This is a genomic window from Mycobacterium sp. NGS51, from assembly GCF_059812525.1.
In genome coordinates this window covers 62,231-88,858 of the sequence record NZ_JCALCV010000003.1, presented here as the reverse complement: position 1 = coordinate 88,858, position 26,628 = coordinate 62,231, and the positions used below count along the sequence as shown (strand labels likewise).

The window sequence follows — 26,628 nt, the reverse complement described above, 5'->3', positions numbered from 1 at the left end:
GGATGAACAAAGAAGACATGATCCTGATCAGCGTCGACGATCACATCGTCGAGCCACCCGACATGTTCAAAAATCATCTGTCCCAAAAGTATCTGGACGAGGCGCCGCGGTTGGTGCACAACCCCGATGGCTCAGACACCTGGCAATTCCGCGACATAGTGATCCCCAACGTGGCGCTCAATGCCGTGGCTGGCAGGCCGAAAGAGGAATACGGAATCGAACCGCAGGGTCTCGATGAGATTCGGCCTGGCTGCTGGCAAGTCGACGAGCGCATCAAAGATATGAATGCCGGCGGCATCCTCGGCTCGATCTGTTTCCCGTCGTTCCCCGGATTCGCCGGCCGACTGTTCGTCACCGAGGATCCCGACTTCAGCCTGGCCCTCCTTCAGGCGTATAACGACTGGCACGTCGAGGAGTGGTGCGCGGCCTACCCGGCTCGGTTCATTCCTATGACGCTACCGGTGATTTGGGACGCCGAACTGTGCGCTAAAGAGATCCGCCGCAACGCCGAACGGGGCGTGCACGCACTGACATTCACCGAAAACCCAGCGGCCATGGGATATCCGAGCTTCCATGACGACTACTGGACACCGATGTGGGAAGCCTTGGTCGACACCGACACCGTGATGAACGTCCACATCGGGTCATCCGGCAAGTTGGCGATCACCGCCCCGGATGCGCCGATGGATGTGATGATCACGTTGCAGCCGATGAACATCGTGCAGGCCGCGGCGGATCTATTGTGGTCCAAGCCGATCAAGAAGTACAAGGACCTCAAGATCGCGCTGTCGGAGGGCGGGACGGGCTGGATTCCCTACTTCCTGGAGCGCGCCGACCGCACCTACGAGATGCACTCCACGTGGACCGGTCAGGACTTCGGCAAGCAAAAGCCGTCCGAGGCCTTCCGCGATCACTTCCTGACCTGTTTCATCTCCGACCACACCGGAGTGGCGCTGCGCAACGAGATTGGCATCGACAACATCTGCTGGGAAGCCGATTACCCGCACAGCGACAGCATGTGGCCGGGCGCTCCCGAGCAACTGCACGAGGTGCTCCAGCAGTACAACGTGCCCGATGGCGAGGTCAATAAGATGACCTACCAGAACGCGATGCACTGGTATCACTGGGATCCGTTCAGCTCTCACATCGCGAAGGAGCAGGCAACCGTCGGCGCCCTGCGTAAGGCCGCCGAAGGGCACGACGTCTCTATCCGCGCGCTGTCCAAGCACGACCACGGCGGCGAGGGTTCTGGCTGGCAAGATCAGCTAAGCAAGCTGACTATGAACACGGCTGGTAACTCCAAAGACTGACGCTCAGCCCGTTGCGGCGAGGCGGTCGGCAAGCACCCGCGGCCGCCCGGCTGAGCGCGCCGCGAGTTTGTTGCGCTCGACCTTGCCGTTGGCATTGACGGGCAGCGGCTCGTTCCAGAACACCAGTTCCTCGGGCAGCTTGTACTTGGGCATTCCCGCCGAGATGAGCGCGTCGGCGACCTTCGCGAGGGACATGTCGACGTCGGCGTCGAGAACCATTGCCACGGCGAGTCGTTCGCCGGTCGTGACGTCGGCCACCGAGTATGCCGCGCATTCGTGGACCCCAGCGATCTTGCCGACGGCCTCCTCCACCTCGACAGCCGCGATCTTCAGACCGTTGCGGATGATGATGTCCTTCAAACGCCCGACGATGCGCACCCGGCAATCGGAGATTTCGGCCACGTCGCCGGTACGGAACCAGTCGCCGTCGAACGCCCGCGCGTCGTCATAGGCGTCGGTGTACCCGAGGAACGTGTGCGGCCCCCGAATGCAGCACTCGGCGGGATCCGTCGCGGACCCAATCCTTAACTCGACGTCGTCCAGCGCGACACCATCGTCGGCGTGACGCACTTCCGCGGACTCCGACCGCAGGCCCGATGTGCTCACCGGAACTTCTGAGGAGCCGTAGGCGCGCATCACTACGATCCCGAAATCGTCTTCGATGCGCGTGACGATGCGTCGATCCAGCATGGTCCCGCCCAAATAGACAGCCTGCAGGGGCACATCGAGGCCGCGAATTACCGCCTCGTTGAGCAGCCTGTCCAGCAAGCGATCGGGCCCGCCGTACCAGGTCGCGCCCGACGAGACCAGCAGATTGCAGGTTTCGGCAGCATCCCAGTGGTCCTCAAGGATGACGGGCGCGCCGAGCATCGGCCCGATGAACAGGGCCTGCAGCACTCCGGTCACCGACGCCAGCGGACTGATGAGAAAAATCCGGTCCGCCGGCCCCAGGCCGGCCGCCGCGACGTAGTTTGACGACGCCTTCATCAGCGTGCTCTGCGAGTGGATGACTCCCTTGGGGGCCGAGGTGGTGCCCGACGTGTAGAGCACGAGGCATGGCTGGTCGGCCGCACGCTCGGATCGGTACGCCGTCTGCGGTGTGCCGCCGGTGTCAAAGGCGACCCATGTCACTTGCTCAGAGACCCCTCTCCGCAGTGCCGCAGGCCAACACGGCGCGACACCGAACTCGGCCCCCGTGCGCGCAATGATGTCGGCCACCTGTGCGACGCCCGCGCTGCGGGGCACCAGCAGGACCACGGCATCGAGGCGCAACGCCGCATGGACGGCAACCACTGAATCCACGTCGTTGCCCACGACGGCAACGATCGGTGTCGACGCCCCAACCCCCGAAGCCGCCAACGCGCCACAGGCCGCATCGATGCGCGCGTCGAGTTCGGCATAGCTGAGCTCGGTCCCCCGGGTGCACAGAGCCACCTTCTCCGGATGTCGTGTCGCGGCGGCACGAACGACGTCGACGGGCTCACCCGACCAGAACCCCGCCTCGCGGTATCGGTCCCATAATGCCGCGGCGCGCCGCTGCGCACACTGCAACAGCGCCGGCGCGCCGCTCATAGATGTCCTCCGATGCAAATGATGGTTCTCACTGAGAGTAAATGTAACCTCTCAGCATGCCGTCAATGAATTTCGACAATCAGGTAGCCATCATCACCGGTGCAGGCGGTGGCCTCGGCCGCTGTCACGCCCTCGAACTCGCCCGCCGGGGCGCGCGCGTCGTGGTCAACGACCTGGGCAGCGCGGTGGACGGCACCGGTGCGTCGATATCGGCAGCGCAGACCGTCGTTGACGAGATCACCTCGGCCGGCGGTACGGCGATCGCCAACGGCGACTCGGTCGCTACCGAGGAGGGCGGCGCAGCCATCGTGGCAGCGGCCATGGACGCATTCGGACAGGTCGACATTCTCATCAACAATGCGGGAATCCTGCGTGACGCGGCATTCAAGAACATGACCGCCGAACAAGTGGACGCGGTCATTTCCGTCCACCTGTCCGGTGCCTTCAACGTCACCCGCGCGGTATGGCCGGTCATGCGCGAACGCAACTATGGGCGAATCGTCCAAACAACCTCGGGTACCGGCTTGTTCGGAAACTTCGGGCAGGCCAATTACGGCGCGGCCAAAATGGGACTGGTCGGCATGATGCACATACTCGCCATCGAGGGAGCACGAAACGGCATCGCGATCAACGCGGTCGCCCCCATCGCACGGACGCGCATGACGGAAACCATCATGGGTGAAGCCGGCAAGGCGATGGACCCTGAGTTGGTGACTCCGGTCGTGGTTTACCTGTCGCACCGTAACTGCGACCGCACCGCTCACATTTATTCGGTGGGAGCGGGCAAGGTGTCACGGGTATTCATCGGCGTGACCAAAGGGATCGAAAACGCCTTCCTTACTGCGGAATCCGTCGCCGAGGCGATCGACGAGATCGATGACCCCGCAACGTTCACGATCCGTGGTGGGCCTGCCAAGGAGTGAGGGTCAGCGGCCCAAGAATCGCGGTTCGCGGCGCTCGGCGAACGAATGCAGGCCCTCCCGAAGATCGGTGGTCCGCGACACCGCCTCTTGAGCCCACGCTTCCTGCTCGAAGGCTCGATCGCGGCCCGACTCCGAAGACACCAAAAGCAGTCGCTTGGTGTGTGCGAGCATGACCGTCGGGCCAGCCGCAAGCCGACCGACCAGCTCGTCGGCGACCGCGTCGATAACATCCGGGCCAACCACGCGGTTGACCAGCCCGAGCCGCTCACAGGTGGCGGCGTCGACGGGTTCGCCGAGCATCAACAGTTCGGTGGCCTTGCGCAGCCCCACGATCCTCGTCAGTAAATGAATGGCACCAGAATCGGGAAGCACACCACGATGCACGAACGCCGCGGCAAGCTTTGCCTCCGTGGACATGACGACAAGATCGCAGGCAAGAACCAGGCTGAGTCCTGCCCCGGCCGCGGTGCCCTTCACCGCGGCGATCACCGGCTTGTCGCAGTCGAGGATTGATGAGACCAACCGTTGCCAGCCGTTCTGCAGCATCCGCGCGACGTCCCCTGACCGCTTGTCGGCCACCGGCGGCAGGGGCGCTGATCCGGCGGGCAGCCCGGCCCCCGCGCAGAAGTGTCGCTGCCCAGTCGCGCCCAGCAACACCGCACGCACGGCCGGGTCGTCGCCGGCGCGCTGGAAAGCCTCGGTCAACGCATCACGAGCCAACGGGGACAACGAGTTTCCCACATTGGGCCGATCAATGGTGATGCGGCAAACACCGTCGGCACCAACATCTGCCAGGATTCCCGGCTGCTCGTCGCTCAACTCACTCACCCCTGCCGTTAACGGCGTTTCCGCTTTTCGGGTATCTTAATTTCCACACTTGTCGGGGCCCACAATATTCGCCAGAACTGAGGAGGCGCGCCATGACCCGCTCCTCGCAATCGGGCCACATCACCGACGAGGGGCTGGCCAGGTTGCGTGCCACCATCGGCATCGCCGTCCCGCACACTCAGCCACCCCACTACGTCCGCCCCAACGAGGACACGTTCCGCCACGTCGCTGAAGCCTACGGGGACGCGAATCCCATGTGGGCCGATCCGGACTACGCGGCAAAGTCGGTGTGGGGTGAATCGATCGCACCGCCTGCGCTGGTCGGAGGTGACACGTTGATCGGCGAAGACGAGGTCACTGAACTCTCCGAGGAAGATCGCGCCCTCACCAAGGGCGACCCGTTGCGCGGGGTGCACGCGTTCTACGCGTCGTCCGCCCGAGAATGGTGGGCTCCGCTGCGGGCCAACCACCGAGTGTTTCGACGCAACGCGCTGGTCGCCGCGCTCGACAAAAGCAGTGAGTTCGCCGGTCGGGCGATTCACGAGTGGTCGGCCCAAGTCTTCCGGGATGACGAAGGCACCATTCTCGGCGGCCAGTACCGCAACATGATCCGCACCGAGCGCAGCAAAGCCCGCGGCCGCAAGAAATACGAGTCGATCGAACTCAAGACCTGGACAGCTGAGGAGATCGCCGAGATCGACGAACGTTACGCGCGGGAATCCCCGCGTGGTGCCGAACCGCGGTGGTGGGAAGACGTCAGCGAGGGCGATGAGCTCGGCTCGTTGACCAAGGGACCTCTCACCGTCACCGACATGGTCTGCTGGCATGTCGGCATGGGCACCGGTATGTACGGGGTGCGTCCCCTGCGGCTGGCGTGGCGCAACCGGCAACGCATTCCCCGCTTCTACACGCCGGACGATCACGGCGTACCCGATGTGCAGCAGCGAGTGCACTGGGAGCCGGACGCGGCCCGAAACGCCGGCAATCCCAACACTTTCGATTACGGCCGGATGCGTGAGACGTGGTTGATCCACCTGTGCACGGACTGGATGGGCGACGACGCCTGGCTGTGGAAGCTGGACTGTGAGTTCCGGTTGTTCAACTACGTGGGCGATCTGCACACCATCACCGGCACCGTGACTCGAAAGTACCTTGCCGCAGGCGAGCGCACCGCGGTCGATGTCGAACTCGCGGCGACCAACCACCGCAATGAGATCACCGCGCCGGGACATGCGACCATCCTGTTGCCCAGCCGCGACCGCGGCCCAGTCCGATTGCCCGATCCGCCCGGGCGGGCGACGAACCTGACCGATCTGCTCACCGCCGTATCGGCTGAATTCGCAGAACGGTGACAGCTGCCGTGCCATATGCGAGCGTTCCCGGACTTCGGACCGAGCACCAAGGCCCGGTCCTGTGCCTGACTCTGGACCGCGCTGAGCGGCGCAACGCCGTCAATGACACCATGCTGGACGCATTGATCGAACATCTCGCCGCCGCCGGCATCGACGAGGCGGTGCGCGTCATCCGCATCGACGCTGATGGTCCGGACTTCTGCGCGGGTTCCGATCTCATCGCGAACAACGCCAAATCAGAGCGTAAACCGCGAGTGGGCAGCACGCAGCGCCGGCTACCGAACAAGGCCAACCGGCTCATCCCGTTGATGCTGGAGACGCAGGTGCCGATCGTCGCGGTGGTTCGCGGCTGGGCGGCGGGCCTGGGGTTTCACATCGCGTTGGCGTCCGACTTCTGCGTGGCCGCCGAGGACGCTCGGTTCTGGGAACCGTTCATGGCCCGCGGCTTCACACCGGACAGCGGCGCCGCATGGTTGCTGCCACGGTTGATCGGGATGGTGCGCACCCGGCAGTTGCTGATGCTCGGCGAGGAGATCTCCGGCGCCACCGCGGCCGAGTGGGGCGTCATTCATGGCGCTTGCCCATCCGACCAGTTGGTCTCGGTCGCAAACGAACTCGTCACCAAACTCGGCGAGGCGCCCACCGTTGCCCTCGGGCTCACCAAGTGGCTGCTACAGAGCGGCAACGGACTCGACCTCGACCGTCATCTCCAGAACGAGGCTTTGGCGCTGGAATTATCCAGCCGCAGTGACGATTTCAAAGAGGGCTTGGCAGCCTTCCGTGACAAGCGCGACGCGAAGTTCCAGGGTCGTTGACGGATTATGACACGCTTGCCGATCACCCCCGACACCTCCACCGCCGACGCCGTCGATGCGGTTCGGCACTGGATCGCCGCGGAGGTGCCTGCGGCGTGGCGCTCGGCCGCCGCGGAAGGGCCAGCGGCCTTGCGGGCCGTCCGCTCCGCGGCCGACTACCGGGGTTGGTATCCGACATTCGCCGAGTCGGGATTGGTTGCACCGACGTGGCTTCCGGAGCACGGTGGCCTCGGCGTCGGCAACGACATCGCACGCGCGATCGAGACGGTTCTCGCTCCGCTCCGGCTTACGAGGCTGAATCCGTTGGGGCTCAACAACGCCGCCGCTGCATTGTTCAGTCACGGCACCGAGCAACAGCGACTGCGCTTCCTGCCGCCCATCGTGCGCAACGAGGAGAAATGGTGTCAGCTCTTCAGCGAACCCGGCGCGGGCTCCGATCTCGCGTCGTTGGCAACCCGGGCCGTACGCGACGGCGATCACTGGGTGATCTCGGGACAGAAGGTGTGGACCACGTGGGCCGACGAAGCGGACTTTGCGATCCTGCTGGCGCGCACCGATCCGGACCAGCCCAAGCACAAGGGCATTACGTACTTCCTGCTCGACATGCACCAACCGGGCGTCGACGTGCGACCGCTGCGCCAGATCACCGGCGAAGCGGAGTTCAACGAGGTTTTTCTCGATGGGGCAATAGTGCCCGACGAGCATCGAGTCGGTGAGATCAACGACGGCTGGCGGGTCAGCGCATCGACCCTGTCCAGTGAGCGACAGATGGTTTCCGGAACGGGATCCGGCGGCATGGGCCGCCTCGGAGGTTCCAGCACCGAGCGCTTGATCTCCCTGGCACGAGAGACAGGGCGTTGGGACGACCCGGTGGTCCGAAGCAAGATCATGCGACTGTGGGCCCAGGAGCAAATTCGTGGCTGGACCAATGTGCGTGTGCGCAAAGCACTTTCGGCTGGCCAGTCGCCCGGTGCGGCGTCCTCGATCGGCAAGGTCCATCAGGCCACGCTCAATCAGCAGATCCAAAATTTGATGGTCGACCTGCTGGGCACCGCTGCGGTGGCGTGGCCGGCGACCGGCGATCCTGACGCGTTGCCCCGGGAGGTGCAGGGCATGCTGCGCAGCCTGGCCAACGCCACCGAGGGCGGCACCACCGACGTCAACAAGAACATCCTCGGCGAGCGGGTGCTCGGCCTGCCCAAGGAGCCTGATCCGTGGAAGGGAAAGCCCTGGAAGGAAATCCCGCGCTCGTGAGCCATTACGAGCGGCTGATCGTCGAGAATTCGGACGGTGTCGGTTGGCTGATCCTGGACCGGCCGGATGCCGGCAACGCGTTCGATGCGCTGATGCTCGACGAACTCGAGGCTGCCTGGGCCGAATTGGATGCCGACCCCGACGTGCATGTGATCGTCAATACCGCCAACGGCAAGGCGTTCTGCACCGGAATGGACGTGGTGCAGGTGGCTCTCGGCAAGGCGGCCATGCGACGGCACTCACGCCGGACAAGGGACGCCGAGCTGAAGATTTCGTCGTGGCACTGCGCAGTGTGGAAGCCGGTGATCGCGGCGGTCAACGGAGTGTGTGCGGGCGGGGGTCTGCATCTGGTTGCCGACGCCGACATCGTGATCGCCGCTGAAGAGGCTTCGTTCGTCGACCCGCACGTCTCGGTAGGACAGGCAGTCGCCTACGAGGCGATCACGCTGCTGCGTAAGTCGCCGATGGAGGCGATCACCCGAATGACGTTGAGTGGTAGGGGCGAGCGGATTTCCGCCCAGCGGGCCTACGAGTTGGGCATCGTCTCGGAAGTCGTTCCTGCCGACCAGCTTCGGGTGGCTGCCGGTCGGCTGGCCGCCGCTGTCGCGGCCAACTCCCCCACCGCGATGCGCGCCACCAAGAAAGCGCTCTGGCATTCCCTCGAAGTCGGCCTATCTGCAGCCAAACGTGCGGCCAGTGAGGAGATCTGGCGCTTGCGTAATCATCCAGACCATGCCGAGGGCGTACGCGCGTGGCGCGACAAGCGACCCGCGAGCTGGCAGCCGCTTGAGCCCACGGAGGTTTCTTGAGCTATCAAAGGCTGATCGTCGAGCGGCACGGCCCGGTCGGCTGGATCATCAACAACCGGCCCGATCGACTCAACGCATACGACGCTACGATGCGTGGGGAATTCCCCAGGGCATGGGCGGAATTGGACGCGGACCCCGGCGTGCGGGTCATTGTGCACACCGGCAACGGCAGGGCCTTTCAGGTTGGCGCCGACGTCGAGGACCTAGACGGCGAGGCGGTGCTGCAGTTCCAGGAATCGATGCGCACACTGGACCTGAAGTTGACGGGCTGGCATTGCAATGTGGGAAAGCCCATCATCACGGCCGTCAACGGGGTGTGCGCGGGCGGCGGACTGCATTGGGTTGCCGACGCCGACATCGTCATCGCGTCGTCGGATGCGACGTTCGTCGACCCGCACGTCTCCATCGGTCAAGTCAGCGCTCTGGAGACGATCGCGCTGATGCGAAAGATGCCGGCCGAGGCGGTGTTGAGGATGGCGCTCGTCGGCAGCCACGAACGTCTGACTGCCCAACGCGCGTACGAGCTCGGGATGATCAGCCAGATCGTCGACCCACCGGACAAGCTCCGCGACGTCGCGCAAGAGTTGGCCGAGAATATCGCCAAGAATTCGCCCGCCGCGATGCGGGCGACCAAGCGCGCGTTGTGGGGCGCACTCGAATACGGCTTGACGGATGCGTGCCGTGAGGGCGCCAAACACTTGACATCGATGTGGGGCCATCCCGACCAAAACGAGGGTCCCCAGGCATTCGCCGACAAACGCACTCCCAACTGGCAACCGCTGGAGCCTGACTCGTGAGTCTCGCCGAACTGCTCGCCGATCTGCCCGACACGGCGGTGCATACCCTGGCCGTCGATGTCTCGCGCGACGACCTCATCGCGAGCGCGGAACGCCTGGCCGCGTTGCTCGCCGAAGCCGGTCTGGCGACCGGACGAGTCGTCGCGGCGATGCTGCCCAATGACGCCACCATCGTGGCCGCGCTGTTCGGGACATGGCGGGCCGGTGGGGTCTACACGCCACTTAACCCGAGGGCCGCCGACGCAGAGTTGGCGTCCCAGCTCGCAACATTGCGGCCAGTCCTGGTGATCACGACACCCGAACTAGCCCACCGGTTCTCGAAATCCACCTTGCCTATCGTGGCCGGATCGAACTTGATGTGGTCGCTTTCGCCGTCGTCCGAACCGCCGCCCGATCCGCGACAGTACGACGCGGACGTGGCGCTGCTGCAGTTCACGTCGGGAACCACCGGCCCGCCCAAGCCGGTGCCACTGCGCCATGCAACGGTGCTCGATCTGATCGACCGGCTGCTGGCCAAGCTCCGCGGCGCAAAACCGGCGGTGGCCAATGCGAACCGGACGCCGATGCCGAATCTCGTTCCGCTCTCACTGTCGTTATGGGCGGGCATCTACCAGGTGCTGTTCGCCTTCCGCGCCGGCTCAGGTGTCGTGCTGATGGACAAGTTCTCGCCTACCGATTTCGCAGTACTGGTCAAGCGGCATCAGTTGCGGTCCACGGTCTTGCCCCCCGCGGCCTTGACGATGGTCCTGCACGACGAATCGGTCATGGATTTGTCGCCGCTGACGATCGTGCGATCGATCACCGCTCCGCTTTCTCCCGTGCAAGCCGGCCAGTTCCGGGACAAGTTCGGCGTGACCGTGCTCAACTCCTACGGCCAAACCGAGCTCGGTGGCGAAGTCGTCGGATGGTCGGCCGCCGACGCGCGGGAATGGGGCGAGACCAAGCTCGGCTCGGTGGGACGTCCGCTGCCCGGCATTGATGTCACGATCGCCGACGACGAGGTGATGGTCCGCACGCCGACAACGGCAGCTCGCAAGATCGACCCAGCGTTCCTCGACAGGCTCACCGATGATGGCTGGTTTCACACCGGCGACCTCGGGTGGTTCGACGACGACGGATTCCTGTGGCTGGACGGCCGGGTCTCGGACATGATCAACCGCGGTGGGCTGAAGGTCTTCCCGGGCACGGTGGAGGATGTACTCCTCGCCGCCGAGGGGGTGCGCGAAGCAGCTGTAGTCGGGATTTCCGATGAGCGCCTCGGCGAGGTGCCCTGGGCGTTTGTCGTCTGTGACCACCGTGAGCTGTCCGAAGACGACTTAATCGCCTGGTGCCGTGAGCGTCTCACGCCGTACCGCGTACCGGTGCGAGTGATATTCGTCGATCAGTTGCCGCGCAATGACGTCGGCAAGGTCGTCAAACGTGAACTCGCCGCCATGGCCGACGCATGACCGGATACCGCCGTTTGCTATATTGAGAATTAATATTCTCAGAAGCGTTGGAGGCGCACGTGGACGACACCAAAGCGTTCGAGGTCTGGGATGCTGACAACCACATGTACGAGACCATCGACGCGTACACACGGTATCTCCCGGAGAAGTACTCCGAAGCCCTCAAGTTCGTCGACATCAATGGGCGAAAGAAGCTGCAGATCCTGGGCACTATCACCGAGTGCATCCCTAACCCGACATATGAGGTGATCCCCACACCGGGTGCGTGGTCCGATTACTTCCGTGGCATAAACCCGGAAGGCAAGACGCTGCGCGAATTGGCGGAGCCGATCCGTTGCCCCGATGAGTTCCGGCGGCCTGACCTGCGCCTTGCATTGATGGACCGCCAAGGCGTCGACGGTGCGGTGATGTTCCCGACGACGGCGGGCATGCTCGAGGAGCGGACCAAATCCGACACCGAGCTCACCCACGCCGTCACGCATGCGTTCAATCGCTGGCTGCTCGACGACTGGACATTCAACTATCAGAACCGGATCTTTCCCGTGCCTGCTATCTCGCTCAACGATCCGGCGTTAGGCGTTCAGGAGCTCGAATGGTGTCTGGAGAACGGGGCCAAGACGGTCCTGATCCGGCCGGCGCCGGTACCGCGCGAGGACGGCACCTCGCGTTCGGCAGCGCTGCCCGAATTCGACGATTTCTGGCGGCTGGTCCAGTCGTCGGGTATTTCGGTGCAGATGCACAACTCGGATTCCGGCTATGAGCGCTACGTCGACGACTGGGAGGACGCAGCGGAGTTCAATGGATTCGCGCTGAGCAAGCTGCGGGGATTCATCTACGAGGAGAGCCGCAACATCTTCGACACGCTCGCAGCGTTCATCGCGCACGGGGTGTTCGAGCGTTTTCCCGGCGTGCGCATCGGTGTGGTCGAGAACGGCGGCTCATGGGCGCACCGTCTGCTGGACGTGTTCGACCGCGTGTACCGCAAAAGGCCGTATGACTTCAGTGAGCATCCGAGCGATGTGTTCCGCAGACACGTGTGGATCAATCCGTTCCACGAGGAGGACATGTCTGCGCTCGTCGAACTTCTCGGTGCGGATCGCGTGATGTTCGGTTCCGATTACCCACATCCCGAGGGACTGGCCGACCCGGTCGACTTCGTGCAGGGACTCGCCAACCTGCCCGCCGACACCACTGCCCGTGTGATGGGCGGCAACCTTAAAGAGCTCATCGGCCTCTAACCGCGTTCGGCAGAACAACACACCCCCGCCGACTTGAGGGTCAGCCGCCTACGCCGCCTTCCTTGAGGAAGTTGATGGTGTATTCCTGGCTCGTCAGGCCACGAGGATCGAGCCCGATGAGTGCCAGCAACTGTTCCCACTTATCAGGGTCGACGAACCAGTCCCAACGCGTGACCTGGCCGTTCCTCTCCACTAACCCAGCTCGGCGAATGTCGTCAAGTACTGCCACGCGATCGCCGGGGGTATTCCTCCGCACAGCGGATTGATGTTGAACACCTCGCCTGCGGCGAGGCGCTTTCGTGCTTCGTCGACTGACAGGATTACGTGCGTCGTTGATTCGTGCCGCAACTCATCGACAGTCTTGGCTGTGGTGATATTCGCCGAGACGGTGTTGTCCGGATTCCATTCCGAGTAGGCCATCGCGTCGTGCAGCAGATACTGGCCGATCTCGTCCCATGCCGCGTCAACATCATCGGCGACAAAGCAATTGGTAGCCGCGTCCTTCTCGGGTATCAGCATGAAACCCGGTTCGAAACCATTCTCCCGGCAAGCACTTTCGTAGGCCTCCTGCATTCCGGGAACACCCCCATTGGCCAGCAGGCCAAGACCGTTGCGGCCTGCGCGACGTGCGGCGGCGATGCTGGCACCGCCCCAACTCATCATCGGACCCTCCGGGGTTCGGGGCTGCGGGGTCACCCTCATCCGGCGGCCGCCATGGACGACCTCCTCACCCGCCAGCAGGCGCCGCAGCAGCCCCAGCTTCTCATCGGCCAGGCGGCCGCGATCCGAGAGCGACAAGCCGAAGTGCGCGTATTCCTCAGCGCGGTAACCGATCCCGAAGACGTAGGTCGCCCTCCCCGCGCTGATGTGGTCCAACACGGCGATGTCTTCTGCTAGGCGAGCGGGATCATAGAAGGGCAGCAGAATGACCAGGTTCAGCATCAGCTGTTTGGTACGCGCGGCGATCGCGGCACCCAGTAGCAGCGGCGACGGGAGATAACCGTCGTCGGCGCAATGGTGTTCACACAACACTGCCGCGACGCAACCCCGCGTCTCAGCCCACGCGGCCATGTCGCTCGCGGCCGCGTACAACTCGGTCGGCGGTGCACCGATCGACGGTGCGCGCATGTCGAAGCGCAGGGTGAACATCGCGATGCCTAGCCTCCCTTGCGTTCGTCGGTACCCATGACTTCGGTGGACATCTGCATGATCAGTCGGACAACCTCGTTGCGTGACATGGACTTGAAGAGCTCAAAGGCCATCCGGACGTCATCGCCGGTGGCGATCGTCGGTCCGTTACCGAGGTTGGCGAACGCCTCGTCGACCACGCTCGCGGCAGTGACCGCGCCCTCGGGAACCTCATCGACAGACGCCAGGCGCCCGCGCTCGAACTCCAACTTTCGCAACGCCGGTGTGTCTGTCATGCCAAGGACCAGGCCAAGCACATCCACACCTTTGTCGTGCAACTCAACCCACAAGCCCTCGGTGAAGACCATGTCGAAGGCCTTGGTCCCACCGTAAGCCACCATGTTTCGGCCACCGGCCAGCGCGGCCCCCGATGTGAAGTTCACGATGCCACCTCTCTTCCGCTCGACCATTTGGCCGGCGAAATGGTGACACAATCGCATCAACACCAAGCAGTTGCGTTGCAACAGGTCTTCCGCTACCGACACCGGATTGGCAAGAAAGGGTTGATAATTCGGATCGCCGCCGGCGCAGTACACCAGCATGCCGACCTCGAGGTCATCAGTCGCCTCGATGATTCGTTGTGAAGCGTCGAGGTCGGTGAGGTCGATGGCAAATGTCCGCGTCTCGGCACCGGTGTGCTCGCGGATTCCCTTGGCCACCCCGTCGAGCACGTGTTGTCGACGGGCCACTAGCGCGACGTTCACACCTTCGTCAGCAAGACGCTCAGCGAACAGCGCCCCTACTCCGTCGGACGCACCGACCACCAGGGCCCACGGCCCATACTTCTCAGCGATGTCTGTCATGGTGCCGGCACCGCGACGAGGCGAACCGAGGTGTAGGAGCGACGTACAATTCGCCAGCCGTCCGTCGTTCGCACCGCGTGGTCGTCGTAGTAACCGACGGGATTCGCGCCCGATCCGTCCTCGAGCAGGATCAGCGCATCGACGTAGGTACGCATCGTGGCTTTGTCACCGTCGATATCTACAGCCTGATTGGACATGCGATGCATCGTGTGGGCCGCCACGACGTGGGCCGCCTTCATGAACTCGGCGACCTCGGCGCCGCCGGTCCACTGGCCAACCTCGCCGTAGTCCAACTGCGCGTCGTCGGTGAAGACCCTTGTCAGCAGCGAGTACTCCTCCGTGTCGATCGCGGTCGCGTAGCGAATCGTCAGCTCGACGAGGTCGTCTCGGTCACTCATTCAATGTCTCCGTTCGGGTGCACCACAATGCGGGGGGGTCCATCCGATCTGCGAGCCTCGTCGAGCGCATCAGGCACCTCATCGAGACCGATGATCCTGCCGACGCTCGGCATCGGGTCGAGGCGTCCTTCCACCACCGCGTCGAGCACGCCGTACCAGTCCTCCGGCAGCGGGCCGCCGCCGAACCGTAGGGTCAATCCTTGGCGGGTCGCCTCGGTGATGTCCAGCGTGTCCCCCGTGTACCAGCCACCAGCGCAGTAGATGCGGGTGTAGAAATCCGCCTCTTTGACGATCGAGTTGATGAGGCCCGGCGCTCCGACACATTCAAACACCACCGCCGTTCCGGACAATTTGTGTTCTAGGCGCGTTTTGCGGAAGACATCGAACACAGATCCTTCGGCGGGATCATGCAATACGTGTGCGCCGAAGCCCGAGCGCGCGAGTTCGCGGCGCTCCGCCTTGAAGTCGGACACGATGATCGGCTCGATACCGCGGGCAGACAACGCCGCCACAGCGGACAAGCCGATAGCACCCGCCCCAACGACGATCGGTATCTCACCGGGTTGGAGTTCGGCGACGCGGACGTAATACTCGCCGACCGCGAAGGCGTCGACCACGGCGATCGCATCGCTGGACACCGAACCCTCGACCACCTTCGCGGTCGCCTCGGGCACGACAAGTAGTTCGCCGAAGCTGCCTTGGGCTTCGGGATGCTGACCGATGATGCGCAGCCCGCCGGCGCCCCCATCGACCAGCCGAATCGGCATCGACGTCACCCGTGCGCCAATAGGGAACGCATCGTTGCATCCCGGGCCGTGACCGATCACCTCGCCCACGAACTCATGACCCATGACGATGTCTTTGTCGGCGTCGTAGAGCGAGCGACCCGTCGGATCGTCGATCGCGAGTTCCGGGTGGTCCATGTAATGGACATCCGACGCGCAGATCGCGGTACTGAGTGTCTTCAGCAGCAGTTCGCCTTGACCCGGCACAGGGTCGGCCGTCTCCCGCACCGTCAGTTCGCCGCCCCTCAACACCACTGCGCGCAAGGTTACTCATTTCTCTAATATTCGAGATATAGTTCTCGAAATCCTGAATTGACGGTAGAAGGCGTACTACTAGGAGTCAAGGTTGCGCGGAGCGGGCTCGGCACCGACTGAACGCGTTCTCGACGTCGTCGAGTTGCTCAGCCTGCCCGACAACCGGCAGATGCGGTTCTCCGACGTCGTTCGCGAACTCGAGCTCTCACAAGCGACCGCACACGCGATCCTCAAAACGCTCACCGACCGCGGATGGGTGAACCGCGATCCCGTCACGAAGACGTTCAGCCTCGGTCCGGCGCTCTCGGTCATCGCGGCCCGTCTCGACATTGCCCGTCCTTTGGCTCACCGCGCACGCGATGCGGCCCGACGCCTCGCGACCGTCGTCGATGTGCCTGCCTCGGTCATCGAGCGCGCCGGCGACGATCTCGTCATCACGGCGTTCGAACAGCCGAAGGGCCGCGTGATCTCGGCGTGGCGGAACGAACGCATTCCCTACACAGCACCGTTCGGCGTTGCCTTCGCGGCCTGGGATACCCCGAACGCACAGCGGGCCTGGATACAACGGGCGGCAGCCGACGGCTCGGCACTCACCCGTCAGCTGTCCGACGTGCTTGCCCAAACACGCAAGCGGGGCTACGACGTCGACTGGATGACCCCGGCGCTCGCACAGGCAGCGCAGGCCATTGGTTTGCTGTCCGACCATGCGCTGCCGGTCAGCATGCGGTCGATCATCGAACAGTTGCGCCTCGAATTCGCTTCGGCCGCATTGGCGGCGGACAGAGGCACCCGCGCCCCGCGTCCCGTCGCGACGATCTCGGCCCCGGTGCTCGACAGTGCCGGCCATATCCAACTGGTCTTGGCCATCCATCCCGTACGGCCGATGACCATGTCCGAGATCCGCTCTGCTGCGCAACCCCTGCTAAAAGAGGTGCAGCAACTCGCCATCACCCAGTGAACCGCGCGCGAAGTTCGTTTTTCAGCACCTTGCCAGTGAGATTGCGTGGCAGCGCTTGCACCACTTCGAGTCGCTCCGGGTATTTATGCCGGCTCAAGCCTTGCGCCTCGCAGTGTCCCGCCAACGCGTCGAGTGTGACATCACATCCGGCCTGAGCCACCACGACAGCGCAAACCCGTTCACCCGTGCGAAGATCCGGCACACCGATGACCGCGACGTCCGCGACCGCGGGATGCGTGGCCAATACGTCCTCGATTTCCAGCGCCGAGATGTTCTCGGCGTTGCGAATGATCGCGTCCTTGATCCGACCGGTGATGACGACGTTTCCTTCGGCATCGATACGACCGCGGTCACCGCTGCGAAACCAGCCGTCGGCGTCGAATGCATCGGCGTTCAGCGTCTCGTCAACGTAGCCCAGGAAGCACTGAGGGCCCTTGAGCCGGAGCTCGCCATCCTCGCCAGCACGCACCTCGCGTTCGGACTCATCGACCACCCGGACCAACACCCCGGGCACAGGGCGGCCCACGGTGTGGTCGAGCACGTCGGGCTCCCCGTCCGGCGGTGGTGAGGTCACGACTGGAAACTCGGTCAGACCCCACGCATTGGCCACTCCAGCGACCGAAAACGTCTCGCGCACTTGGCGCCCAAGCTCCGCGGTGATCGGCGCTCCACCTCCGACGCAGCCACGTAGATCGGGGAAAAGCGGATCCGTGCCGTGCGCACGCTGTGCTGCCATGTAAGCGACGAAGAAGGGGGTTGCCGACCCAAGCATCGTGGGGCGGTGCGCTGCAACCGCCTTCGGGGTCAGAACGGGATCGAAGGTGTCGAACAACACCAACCGCATGCCGGTGAGCAGGCTTGCCGCGAGCATCGCCGCACCGCCTATGTGAGATACCGGGAACGTGACCGGATTGATATCCGTGTTCGATGCGCCGAACATCCCCACTACTCCGGCCGACCCGCCGATAACCGAGCGATCGCTGTGCCGCACGCCCTTTGGTGCCGCGGTGGTACCCGAGGAGTAGTAAACCCAACGTGGGTCTTCTCCGGACGTTGGTGGCGCAGGGAGGGCGGCCGGATCGCCGAGTGGTAGGCGAAGCCGCTCAGTGATCGGTGCGTCGTGATCGATGACCAGCACTGACATCGGCCGCCGCTCCGCCAGCTTCAGCGCAAGTGTGGTGTGGTCGAAGCCCCGCCACCGCCCTGGGACGATAAGCAGCTCCGTCGCGAGTTGATCGGTAACGAAACGGAGTTCGCTCTCCCGCCAAATAGGCAGGATGGGATTCTGCACAGCGCCGAGTCGAGTCAGCGCCGCCATGACGACCATCGTCTCCAAAGTGCTGGGCAGCTGCCAGGAGACAGGAGAACCTTCGCTAACCCCGTGTTCGGCCAATGCCGCTGCGGTGCTCTCCGCCGAATCGCGCAGCTGCGAATTCGTCAGGCTGCGCCCGATGTCGTCGACGAGGACGATGCGGTCGGGGTGTGTCTCGGCGGCCGCTTCAACCAGGCTCCAGTAGGTTTCGGACATCACCGGCTCGGCAGCAAAAGCCGACGTTTGGCGAGGATGTTACGCATCATCTCGGAGCTTCCGCCGGAGATCGTATAGGCACGTGACCACAGCCAGCATTCTCGCAAACGTTGCTTAGCCTGTGCGACACTCGGATCGGCAGCCACGGTGCATACCGTCGCCGCCAGTTCGGCACCGTATGCCGAAACCCGGTGGTAAGTCTCGGCGAAACTCAGCTTGGCAATTGACCCGTCACCCGGTTGCTCGGCACCGGCAATAAGGCGCTCCACATGGTCGTCGATGAAGGACTTCGCCACTTCGACTTCAACGGCCAACTCGGCGACTGTCTGGCGGATGTCATCGTGTTCGAGGACCGGGGTGCCGTCGAGGTTCGCGTTGCGCGTCACCATCACCAGATCGTCGATCAGCAGCTCGAGCAGGATGACGTTGCCGCCGATTCCGAAGCGTTCGAAGTCCAAGCCCGCCATGATGATTGACCAGCCTTGGCCGGCTTCGCCGATCAGGCTGTTGGTCGGCACGGTCACACCGTCGAGAAAAACTTCGTTCACCTCGATCGCCTCGTTGATCGTGCGGATCGGACGAACCTCGACGCCGGGCGTTGACATTGGCACCGCGAACACCGAAAGGCCTTGGTGCCGCGATGAAGTCGGGTCGGTGCGGATGAGCGCCAACCCCATATCGGACCAGTGCCCGTCGGTGATCCAGGTCTTCTGTCCGTCGATCACCCACGTTCCGTCCGGCCGCTCGACAGCCCTGCTGCGGACAGCGGCGATATCGCTGCCGGCGTCAGGCTCGCTGAGCAATTGACACCAGATATGCTCGCTGCGGCGAATCGGTGGCAGCCATGCGGCTTTCTGGTCGACCGACCCGAAATGCAGCAGCACGTGGGCCGCAAGGTTCACCTGGTCGACGGGCCGGGGAGCACGGGCACGCAGGATTTCCTCGCTGAGGATGCGGTCGTGCAGCGGGTGGTGATCGGCGCGTCCGCCGTGCTCGACGGGCCAGTCGGCGCCGACGAAGCCGGCGTCGAACAACGTGGCGAACCATTTGCGCAATTGCGTTTCCTGTTCGGCGTTTTCCGGCGCCCGGCGTCCTTCCCGCGCGGCGAATGGAGGTGCGTGTTCGGCGATATGCGCGCGTACCCGATGCCTGAACTCGGTCAGCTGCGCGTCGCTTGGTCGGGCGACTGCGGCGCTCACCAGCCCGACCTTTCCGCAAAGAGCGCACGGCTGGCGCGAGCCGTGCCGAGCAGATAGCCGTTGGTGAAGACCCGGCGCAGCTCGTGATGCAAGGGGCACTCCCAGGTGAATCCGATGCCCCCCGATAATTGCATGCACTCGTCGACCGCAGCCGCGGCTTTCGCGGCGACAAACGCGTGCGCCGCTGCAGACAAGGCGATCACGTCGTCCGAGATATCACCGGCCGCCAGGGCGCGCGCAGCCTTCATGATGACGGCGCGTGCCTTCGCCTCGAAGACCAGCAGATCCACCAGCCGGTGTTGCACCGCTTGGAAACTCGCAATCGGCACACCGAATGCGATGCGCTCCTTCAAGTAGGCAACCAGCCGCTCGAATGTTCTCGACAGCGCTCCCAGCGAATCCGCGCTTAGCAGGACCCTGGCCACCGCGAGCAGCTGCGCCGCTCGTTGCGGACCGCCGATCAAAACACCCTGTGTTCCAGCGACATTGATACGCCATGCGGGCCGGTCGACATCCAGCAGCTCGCCATCCTGATTTCCCGGCATCGTTTCGGGTACTTCGAACAGATGGATTCCGTTGTGCCCCAGCGCGACCAAGATGTCGATCGCATCGCCGCACGCCACCCGAACGGTATCGCCGGACACCGCGCAGCCCGCCGCCGCTGTTCCATCGAGCATCGCGGGCAACCATCTATCACGGACCTCGCCCGATGCCGAAGTCAACGCGGCAGCAGATAGCACACAGCCGAACCAGGTCGACGAGTTTCGCGCGCGCCCGAGTTCCTCGGCGATGACAGTCGCCTCCACAGGACGCCACCCGCTGCCGCCGAGTTTCTCCTCGACGAGCAGCCCCGTCCAATCCATGGCCGCGAGTTCTTTGACCGAGTCATGCGCGCCGCGCCCGGTCAGGAAATCGCGAGCCGCTGCCCGCAGCAGATCGAGGTCGACGTCGTCGTCTGCCATAGAGCGTCTAGCTCCGGCTGAGCAACTGGACAGCGTTTTCGCGCATGATCCGTTTCTTGGTGGCATCGTCGAGCGGGTCGAGCAACTTGACGAAGTCAGCGGGCTCGGCCAGCCCTTCGGCATGCGGGTAGTCCGAACCCATCACGAGGCAGTCGTCGTAGCCCAGGCTGTTGACGATCGCGGGCGTATCGTCCTCGGGATACGGCACCACTCGAACGTGCTGCCGAAAGATGGCAGACGGCTTCTCCGTCAGCTTCCCGCCGATCCACGGACCATTTCGGCCCATGCCACGGCTCTTGTCCATGTGTTTGGTGAAGAACGGCACCCACTCCGCACCGTGTTCAGCGACAAGCACATTCAATCCGGGAAAGCGCCCGAATAAGTTGTCGAAGATCAGCGCCGAGAGGGTCTCCTCGATCGGGCGCTGGCCGTAGACGTTCATCCATTGCCAGGCCGACATATGCCACGACGCGGGGTCTGCGCTGTGCCCCCACGCGGGCGAGATCGCATCGAAGTACCAGAAAGGCATGATGTGGAACACCACGACGCAGCCAGCTTCCTGAAGCCTGGCGTAAATCGGGTCAAAGTAGGGGTCGCCTGGAGATCTACCGTATGCCGGCCCGGTCGGCAGCAGGACAAACTTTGCACCCTGCGCGATCAATGCGTCGGTTTCGGCGACGGCCGAGTCGAGGTCGCGAAGAGAAAGCAGCCCGGTCGCGTATATGCGGCCCTGGTAGTTGAAGCCCCATTCCTCGTCGAACCATCGGTTGAACGACCGAAGATTCGCGTACAGCGCCGGGGTGTCATCGACGTAGTGCTCGGCAGACAGGGCCATTCCGCTCGGATAGATCACCATCCGCTCGACGTTCTGCTTCTCCATCACCGCGAGCCGTGCTGACCGCTCGATGTACTCGGGCTGCATGGGCTGCGGCTCGTAGGACTCCTCGGGATTGCCGGATCCCATCTGCCTGAGCATCTCTTTCAGCGATCCAGGGCGGTATGCGACGTCCAGACCGAGGCCCCCTTCACTGTTGAAGGTTGCGACACGACGGCCGGCGAGAATCACCTCGACCCCGTCCGCTCCGCGCACCGTGGTGATTGCCCGATCCTGGAACTCCTTGGGCAGGTGGCGCGTAAATGCATCACGCGTCTCGTAGCAGTGCGTGTCGCAATCGAAGACCCCGTAGTCGAGTTTCGTCGTCACTGCGTGGCTCCTTCGTGCGAGAATGAAGATTCTCCTATTTCAGAAAACATACTATCCTTTCCCGGCAATGCCTATCCCGGGTCGAGCCGGGCAGACCCACACCAAAGGAACCCGCGATGAGTGAAGCCGACGAACTCCGGCAGGCGGTGCGGGAGTTCTTGGCGGTCACTTCGCCGTCCGACCGGGTACGCGACCTCATGTCCACCACGGCGGGATATGACGAATCGGTGTGGCATCAGATGGCCCGCGAACTGGGGCTGAACGGCATCGCCGTTCCCGAAAAGTTCGGTGGGGCCGGTGCCACCATGTCCGAGCTCGCGGTGGTGTTCGAGGAGATGGGCGCAGCCTTGCTGTGTGCGCCGTTCTTCTCCACCGTCGGACTCGCGACGCAAGCGATCCTCTGCAGCAGCGACACCGCTGCGATGGCCGACTACCTGCCGAATTTCGTCGACGGATCCACCACCGCGACGGTGATCCTCAACGGCAGCCTCGATGCGTGGGATCCGCAAGCGGTCACACTGACCGCGCGCGCCCACGGCACCGGTCATCGCCTTCATGGCGATGCCGATCTCGTTCTCGACGGCCATACCGCCGACGTTGTTCTGGCCGCGGCGAATACGAGCGCGGGCATATCACTGTTCGCCGTCTCAGGGGACGCCGACGGGCTTGCTCGTGAACCGCTCACGACGCTGGACCGCACGCGAAAAGTCGCGCGTCTGCAGTTTCAGGACGTCCCCGCCCGGTTGATCGGACCTGATGGGGATGCTGCCGCGTGCCTGGCCCGCACGTGCGACCTCGCGATCGCCGCGCTGGCCGCCGAGCAGGTCGGCGCCGCCCAACGCTGCCTCGACATGGCCGTAGGTTACGCCAAGGAGCGAGTTCAGTTCGGGCGCGCCATCGGCAGCTTCCAGGCCGTCAAGCACCGGTGCGCGGACATGCTTGTGCTTGTCGAGGGCGCCCGCTCTGCCGCAGTACACGCTGCGGAGTCCGCTGACCGCGGCGACCTGCCGATTGCTGCGTCAGTGGCAAAGATGGCTTGCTCGGAAGCCTTTCTGCACGTCGCGTTGGACAACATGCGAATCCACGGCGGCATTGGGTTTACCTGGGAACACGACGCCCACCTCTACGTTCGGCGCGCCAAGGCCACCGAGCTGATCTTCGGCAGCCCCGATCACCATGCACAACGGTTGGCCACCCTGGCCACACCATGAAAGGACCCCAACATGACCATCTCGTACTCCCTGGAATTGCCAACCCAGCGGGTGGATGCCGTGAAAGAATTCGTCACCGCCGAAGCAATCTCCGAGATCGCGCACGTCGGCGAGGCGAGCGGCTTCAGCGCCGTGCACGTCACCGACCACCCCGCCCCCGACGCGAAATGGCTCGACCACGGCGGGCACCACGCCCTGGACCCGTTCGTCGCGCTGTCCTTTGCGGCAGCCGCCACGACGGACATCAAGCTGCTCACCAATGTCTACATCGCCGCCTACCGCAACCCATTCCTGGGCGCGAAGTCGATCCAAAGTTTGGACGTCCTGTCCGGTGGCCGGCTGATACTCGGCACCGCAGCGGGCTACCTGAAGCCCGAATTCAAGGCGCTAGGAATAGATTTCGACAACCGCGGAGCGCTGCTGGACGAAGCGCTAAACGTACTGGCACAGGTGCTCACCGGTGCGGATGTCGCCTATGAGGGCACCTCGTTCGCCGCCCGCGGTGTGCGACTGTACCCGGTGCCGGCGACGCCGCCACCGATCTGGGTCGGCGGCAACAGCAAGCCCGCCGTCCGCCGTGCGGTTGCCCGCGCACAGGGATGGGCACCGTTCAACACGTTCGGCTACGCGACCGCGTCACGGACCGCGGAGATCTCCACGCTTGAGGAGTTAGCGTCGGCCATCGCGTGGGCCAAGAAATACGCGGCCGAGATCGGCCGTACCGAACCACTGGACATCTGTTTCTCGGCAGGCAACCTGCTCGAGGACACCAAGTCGACCGACGAACGGCACGCCACGATCGCACAGCTGGAAGCGATGGGCGTGACCTGGCTGACGATCGCACCTCAGGGGGCCACCCGGGCCGAATACGTCGACCACGCACACGATTTCGCCACCCAGTTCATCGCATAAGGCTGTCCGCTGCAAAGGCATCCACGGTGATGCGCCGGTGCGCGAATAACCACCGCCCGTTCAGCGGCACCAGGACGTCGCGATAGCGTCCCCAGTGGTCGAGGCCGATGTCGGTGTGGACGGCGAAATAGCTACTGACCTCGACCCGGTCCCTGGCGACAGACCCGAACCGGATGCTCGAAACGTGATGGCGCACATGCGTTGGCACTCGTCTATCCGGGTCGGGGTCTCTGGACACGGCTGCGTCGAGCCCCGTCTCGATCGCCTCAGGGCCGACGAGCGGTTGCGCTCCGCCGGTGAACTCGAGGACGCCGTCAGATGCGAAGCAGGCGGCGAGACCGCGCAGATCGAACCGGTCGGTGGCGGCCGTGTAGTCCGCGAGCGTCTGGCGTACCGATTCACGAATGTGGAGCTCCCACACCTCCATCTGCTCTCCCTTGAGAATTCTGACTGGAAATTGCGTTCGCGCACACGATAACGTCTATTCTCATGCCGCAACCGAGCCTGCTTGATCTGTTGACCCCAGCCACCACCGCCCTGGTCACCCAGGAATGCCAGGGAGGCGTGATCGGTCCCCAGGCCGGTCTGCCCATGTTGGCTGAGGAAGCTCGCCGGGAAGCGATCCCCAACATCGGCACGCTTCTGCACTCGGCTCGAGCGGCCCGCGTTTCGGTCGTGCACTGCCTCATGCAAAAGCGCCCAGACGGCCGCGGGTCCAATACCAACGCCAGGCTGTTCATGGCGGGAAAATCGTTCTCTGCCGAATTGACTCCGGGCAGCCCCGGCGGTTCGGTGCTGCCTGAGTTCGGCCCGGATCCAAGCGATCTGGTCCTCACCCGCACGCACGGTGTCGGACCGATGACCGGTACCGACCTCGACTCTGTGCTGCGCAACCTCGGTGTCCAGACCATTGTGGGCGTGGGAGTTTCGGTCAATATCGCGATTCAGAACTTTGTGATGGACGCGGTCAATCGCAGCTATCAGTTCGTGCTTCCGCGCGATGCCGTATGTGGTTACCCACGCGAATACGCGGAATCGATCATCGACAACACGTTGGCCCTGCTGAGCACGGTGACCACCACCGAAGCAGTCGTGAAAGCCTGGCACGAGCTCGCAGGAGGTGACAACCCCGCATAGGCGTTGCGGATGGATTAGTGATAACGTCATTTCCATATACCGTAAATGGTCATATTCGCCGCTCTGGAGGGATCAGTCACATGTCTACCCGGTCCTTGCCCTATCCGGTCTTCGACATCGACAACCACATGTACGAGACGACGGACGCGCTCACCAAGTACCTGCCCAAGGAACACCGGGGCAAGGTCGGCTACGTCGAGGTCAACGGGCGCCCCAAGCTCGTCGTCAAGGACCACATCAGCCACATGATTCCCAACCCGACATTCGAGCGCGTCGCCAGACCGGGTAGCGCCGAGGACTACTTCTTGGGCAACAATCCAGAGGGACTCAATTTCCGCGAGTTCATCGGCGAAGCAATGGATGTCATTCCCGCCTATCAGTATCCCGGCCCCAGGCTGGAGCTGATGGATGAGCTCGGCATCGACCAATGCGTCATGTACCCCACCCTCGCCAGCCTCATCGAGGAACGCACCACCGATGACGTGATCTTGACCCACGCGATCATCCACGCCCTCAACGAGTGGATGCACGAACACTGGACGTTCAACTACCACGACCGCATTTTCGCGACACCCGTCGTCTGCCTGCCGCTGGTCGACGAGGCAATCAAGGAGCTGCACTGGTGCCTCGAACGGGGAATGAAAACGTTCTTGGTTCGCCCCGCTCCGGTGCCTAGTCGCTTCGGCGGCTCGCGGTCCATGGGCCTGCCCGAATTCGACCCGTTCTGGGAAGAAGTCGTCAAGGCCGGCATTCCAGTGACCATGCACGCGTCGGACAGCGGATACCAGAAGCACCTCATGGAATGGGAGGGCGGCGACGAGTACCTCTCGTTCAAACCGAGCGCGCTGCGCGAGGTGGTCATGGGGCACCGGGCCATCGAGGACACCCTGGCCGCGATGATCTGCCACGGTGCGCTGTCGCGCTTCCCCGACCTGAAAATCTTTTGCGTCGAGAACGGCAGCGGTTGGGTGCGCAATCTTCTCGAACAGCTCAATACCGCGTACAACGTCATGCCCAAGGAATTCGACGAGCATCCCGTCGAGGTGTTCAAACGCAACATCTACATCCACCCGTTCCTCGAGGACGACGTCAAAGGAATTGTTGACAACATGGGTGAGGATCACGTGATGTTCGGCTCCGACTTTCCGCACCCCGAAGGCATCGGTGACCCGTTAAGCTTCGTTGACCGCCTCGACGGCATCTCCGAGGAGGCCAAGGCGAAGATCATGGGCGGCAACGCCATTGAACAGTTAGGGCTCACGGTCTCGGCATGACGCAGCCTTCCCCCAAGGTCTACGAGGGAATCTCGGGGTTCGAAGCGCACGTCGGCGAACACCTGGGCTACAGCGGGTGGCACGAGGTCACACAGAAGGAAATCGACCTGTTCGCCGAGGCGACCGGTGACCACCAGTGGATTCACGTCGACGCGGAGCGGGCGGCCAAAGGCCCGTACGGTAAGACGATCGCGCACGGATATCTCACGCTGTCGCTGGTTCCCATTCTCGTGCAACAGATTTACCGGGTGACAGGACTGTCGATGCAAGTCAACTACGGTTCTGACAAGCTTCGCTTCCCCGCCCCGGTGCCGGTCGACTCGCGCATCCGCGCAGGCGCCGAACTCATCAAACTGGAACGCAACGACACGGGCGGCCGAGCCACCGTGCGAGTCACCGTCGAGGTTGAGGGATCCAACCGGCCGGCATGCGTTGTCGACACCATCGCGGCCATGGTCGATGCCTGAA

Annotated in this window: 27 protein-coding genes; 15 read left to right on the top strand and 12 right to left on the bottom strand. The window is 63.7% G+C overall.

Annotated features, from left to right (window positions below; all coding sequences use genetic code 11):
* Positions 1-2 precede the first annotated feature (2 nt).
* Positions 3-1,310, top strand: a complete 1,308-nt coding sequence (locus AC5Y5W_RS04785; protein WP_500008932.1) for an amidohydrolase family protein — start codon at positions 3-5, stop codon at positions 1,308-1,310.
* A gap of 3 nt (positions 1,311-1,313) precedes the next feature.
* Here AC5Y5W_RS04785 and AC5Y5W_RS04780 read toward each other — a convergent pair whose 3' ends face one another.
* On the bottom strand, positions 1,314-2,882 hold the full coding sequence (locus AC5Y5W_RS04780) for a class I adenylate-forming enzyme family protein (RefSeq protein ID WP_500008931.1): 1,569 nt from the start codon (positions 2,880-2,882) through the stop codon (positions 1,314-1,316).
* A gap of 56 nt (positions 2,883-2,938) precedes the next feature.
* Here AC5Y5W_RS04780 and AC5Y5W_RS04775 point away from each other — a divergent pair, with 56 nt between their 5' ends.
* Positions 2,939-3,805: an SDR family NAD(P)-dependent oxidoreductase gene (locus tag AC5Y5W_RS04775; RefSeq protein WP_500008930.1), complete on the top strand. Its 867-nt coding sequence runs from the start codon at positions 2,939-2,941 to the stop codon at positions 3,803-3,805.
* Positions 3,806-3,808: 3 nt separating this feature from the next.
* Here the strand turns inward: AC5Y5W_RS04775 and AC5Y5W_RS04770 are convergent, their stop codons facing one another.
* Positions 3,809-4,633 (bottom strand): enoyl-CoA hydratase/isomerase family protein, encoded by an 825-nt coding sequence (locus tag AC5Y5W_RS04770; RefSeq protein ID WP_500008929.1) that lies wholly within the window; start codon positions 4,631-4,633, stop codon positions 3,809-3,811.
* Positions 4,634-4,725: 92 nt separating this feature from the next.
* Between AC5Y5W_RS04770 and AC5Y5W_RS04765 the strand changes: the two genes are divergently transcribed.
* The 7 genes from AC5Y5W_RS04765 to AC5Y5W_RS04735 all read left to right on the top strand — a co-directional run bounded on the left by AC5Y5W_RS04765 (position 4,726) and on the right by AC5Y5W_RS04735 (position 12,346).
* A complete protein-coding gene (locus AC5Y5W_RS04765; RefSeq protein ID WP_500008928.1) occupies positions 4,726-5,985 on the top strand; it encodes a hotdog family protein in 1,260 nt (419 codons plus the stop codon).
* An 8-nt stretch (positions 5,986-5,993) separates the two neighbouring features.
* Positions 5,994-6,800: an enoyl-CoA hydratase/isomerase family protein gene (locus tag AC5Y5W_RS04760; protein ID WP_500008927.1), complete on the top strand. Its 807-nt coding sequence runs from the start codon at positions 5,994-5,996 to the stop codon at positions 6,798-6,800.
* Positions 6,801-6,806: 6 nt separating this feature from the next.
* Entirely contained in the window at positions 6,807-8,054 is a 1,248-nt protein-coding gene (locus AC5Y5W_RS04755; protein WP_500008926.1) for an acyl-CoA dehydrogenase family protein, read from the top strand.
* The gene (locus tag AC5Y5W_RS04750) at positions 8,051-8,863 is read left to right on the top strand and encodes an enoyl-CoA hydratase/isomerase family protein (RefSeq protein WP_500009092.1); all 813 of its coding nucleotides are present in this window, start codon (positions 8,051-8,053) and stop codon (positions 8,861-8,863) included. Before AC5Y5W_RS04755 ends, AC5Y5W_RS04750 begins: the two co-directional genes overlap by 4 nt.
* A complete protein-coding gene (locus tag AC5Y5W_RS04745) occupies positions 8,860-9,660 on the top strand; it encodes an enoyl-CoA hydratase/isomerase family protein (RefSeq protein ID WP_500008925.1) in 801 nt (266 codons plus the stop codon). The genes AC5Y5W_RS04750 and AC5Y5W_RS04745 overlap by 4 nt, the downstream gene beginning before the upstream one ends.
* Entirely contained in the window at positions 9,657-11,108 is a 1,452-nt protein-coding gene (locus AC5Y5W_RS04740) for a class I adenylate-forming enzyme family protein (protein WP_500008924.1), read from the top strand. Before AC5Y5W_RS04745 ends, AC5Y5W_RS04740 begins: the two co-directional genes overlap by 4 nt.
* Before the next feature lie 104 nt (positions 11,109-11,212).
* Positions 11,213-12,346 (top strand): amidohydrolase family protein, encoded by a 1,134-nt coding sequence (locus tag AC5Y5W_RS04735; protein ID WP_500009091.1) that lies wholly within the window; start codon positions 11,213-11,215, stop codon positions 12,344-12,346.
* Positions 12,347-12,386: 40 nt separating this feature from the next.
* Here the strand turns inward: AC5Y5W_RS04735 and AC5Y5W_RS04730 are convergent, their stop codons facing one another.
* Genes AC5Y5W_RS04730 through AC5Y5W_RS04710 form a run of 5 tightly spaced genes read right to left on the bottom strand, consistent with a single transcriptional unit; the run spans position 12,387 to position 15,775 of the window.
* Positions 12,387-12,539, bottom strand: a complete 153-nt coding sequence (locus tag AC5Y5W_RS04730) for a hypothetical protein (RefSeq protein ID WP_500008923.1) — start codon at positions 12,537-12,539, stop codon at positions 12,387-12,389.
* The gene (locus tag AC5Y5W_RS04725; protein WP_500008922.1) at positions 12,539-13,495 is read right to left on the bottom strand and encodes an LLM class flavin-dependent oxidoreductase; all 957 of its coding nucleotides are present in this window, start codon (positions 13,493-13,495) and stop codon (positions 12,539-12,541) included. The genes AC5Y5W_RS04730 and AC5Y5W_RS04725 overlap by 1 nt, the downstream gene beginning before the upstream one ends.
* A gap of 8 nt (positions 13,496-13,503) precedes the next feature.
* The gene (locus tag AC5Y5W_RS04720) at positions 13,504-14,337 is read right to left on the bottom strand and encodes an SDR family NAD(P)-dependent oxidoreductase (protein ID WP_500008921.1); all 834 of its coding nucleotides are present in this window, start codon (positions 14,335-14,337) and stop codon (positions 13,504-13,506) included.
* The gene (locus AC5Y5W_RS04715) at positions 14,334-14,735 is read right to left on the bottom strand and encodes a nuclear transport factor 2 family protein (protein WP_500008920.1); all 402 of its coding nucleotides are present in this window, start codon (positions 14,733-14,735) and stop codon (positions 14,334-14,336) included. The genes AC5Y5W_RS04720 and AC5Y5W_RS04715 overlap by 4 nt, the downstream gene beginning before the upstream one ends.
* Positions 14,732-15,775 carry a zinc-binding dehydrogenase gene (locus AC5Y5W_RS04710; protein ID WP_500008919.1) on the bottom strand — a complete coding sequence of 348 codons (1,044 nt, stop codon included), beginning with the start codon at positions 15,773-15,775 and terminating at the stop codon, positions 14,732-14,734. The genes AC5Y5W_RS04715 and AC5Y5W_RS04710 overlap by 4 nt, the downstream gene beginning before the upstream one ends.
* 91 nt (positions 15,776-15,866) lie before the next feature.
* Here AC5Y5W_RS04710 and AC5Y5W_RS04705 point away from each other — a divergent pair, with 91 nt between their 5' ends.
* A complete protein-coding gene (locus tag AC5Y5W_RS04705; protein ID WP_500008918.1) occupies positions 15,867-16,733 on the top strand; it encodes a helix-turn-helix domain-containing protein in 867 nt (288 codons plus the stop codon).
* Here the strand turns inward: AC5Y5W_RS04705 and AC5Y5W_RS04700 are convergent.
* The 4 genes from AC5Y5W_RS04700 to AC5Y5W_RS04685 are packed head-to-tail and all read right to left on the bottom strand — an operon-like array spanning position 16,723 to position 21,626.
* Complete coding sequence (locus tag AC5Y5W_RS04700; RefSeq protein ID WP_500008917.1) at positions 16,723-18,261, bottom strand: class I adenylate-forming enzyme family protein; 1,539 nt, start codon at positions 18,259-18,261, stop codon at positions 16,723-16,725. The two genes, AC5Y5W_RS04705 and AC5Y5W_RS04700, sit on opposite strands and share 11 nt — an antisense overlap.
* Entirely contained in the window at positions 18,261-19,460 is a 1,200-nt protein-coding gene (locus AC5Y5W_RS04695) for an acyl-CoA dehydrogenase family protein (protein WP_500008916.1), read from the bottom strand. Before AC5Y5W_RS04695 ends, AC5Y5W_RS04700 begins: the two co-directional genes overlap by 1 nt.
* A complete protein-coding gene (locus AC5Y5W_RS04690) occupies positions 19,457-20,422 on the bottom strand; it encodes an acyl-CoA dehydrogenase family protein (RefSeq protein ID WP_500008915.1) in 966 nt (321 codons plus the stop codon). The genes AC5Y5W_RS04695 and AC5Y5W_RS04690 overlap by 4 nt, the downstream gene beginning before the upstream one ends.
* 7 nt (positions 20,423-20,429) lie before the next feature.
* Positions 20,430-21,626 (bottom strand): amidohydrolase family protein, encoded by a 1,197-nt coding sequence (locus tag AC5Y5W_RS04685; RefSeq protein WP_500008914.1) that lies wholly within the window; start codon positions 21,624-21,626, stop codon positions 20,430-20,432.
* Positions 21,627-21,742: 116 nt separating this feature from the next.
* On the opposite strand from AC5Y5W_RS04685, the gene AC5Y5W_RS04680 reads away from it, so the two are divergent.
* Both AC5Y5W_RS04680 and AC5Y5W_RS04675 read left to right on the top strand, forming a co-directional pair.
* Positions 21,743-22,837: an acyl-CoA dehydrogenase family protein gene (locus AC5Y5W_RS04680; RefSeq protein WP_500022154.1), complete on the top strand. Its 1,095-nt coding sequence runs from the start codon at positions 21,743-21,745 to the stop codon at positions 22,835-22,837.
* A 12-nt stretch (positions 22,838-22,849) separates the two neighbouring features.
* On the top strand, positions 22,850-23,749 hold the full coding sequence (locus AC5Y5W_RS04675; protein WP_500008912.1) for a TIGR03619 family F420-dependent LLM class oxidoreductase: 900 nt from the start codon (positions 22,850-22,852) through the stop codon (positions 23,747-23,749).
* Here AC5Y5W_RS04675 and AC5Y5W_RS04670 read toward each other — a convergent pair.
* The gene (locus tag AC5Y5W_RS04670) at positions 23,739-24,176 is read right to left on the bottom strand and encodes a nuclear transport factor 2 family protein (RefSeq protein WP_500008911.1); all 438 of its coding nucleotides are present in this window, start codon (positions 24,174-24,176) and stop codon (positions 23,739-23,741) included. The genes AC5Y5W_RS04675 and AC5Y5W_RS04670 overlap by 11 nt on opposite strands.
* 62 nt (positions 24,177-24,238) lie before the next feature.
* Between AC5Y5W_RS04670 and AC5Y5W_RS04665 the strand changes: the two genes are divergently transcribed.
* The 3 genes from AC5Y5W_RS04665 (at position 24,239) to AC5Y5W_RS04655 (ending at position 26,627) form a co-directional block, all read left to right on the top strand.
* Positions 24,239-24,886: a cysteine hydrolase family protein gene (locus tag AC5Y5W_RS04665; protein WP_500008910.1), complete on the top strand. Its 648-nt coding sequence runs from the start codon at positions 24,239-24,241 to the stop codon at positions 24,884-24,886.
* Between the two features lie 80 nt (positions 24,887-24,966).
* Positions 24,967-26,160 carry an amidohydrolase family protein gene (locus AC5Y5W_RS04660; RefSeq protein ID WP_500008909.1) on the top strand — a complete coding sequence of 398 codons (1,194 nt, stop codon included), beginning with the start codon at positions 24,967-24,969 and terminating at the stop codon, positions 26,158-26,160.
* Complete coding sequence (locus tag AC5Y5W_RS04655) at positions 26,157-26,627, top strand: MaoC family dehydratase (RefSeq protein ID WP_500008908.1); 471 nt, start codon at positions 26,157-26,159, stop codon at positions 26,625-26,627. Before AC5Y5W_RS04660 ends, AC5Y5W_RS04655 begins: the two co-directional genes overlap by 4 nt.
* Position 26,628: the final 1 nt, after the last annotated feature.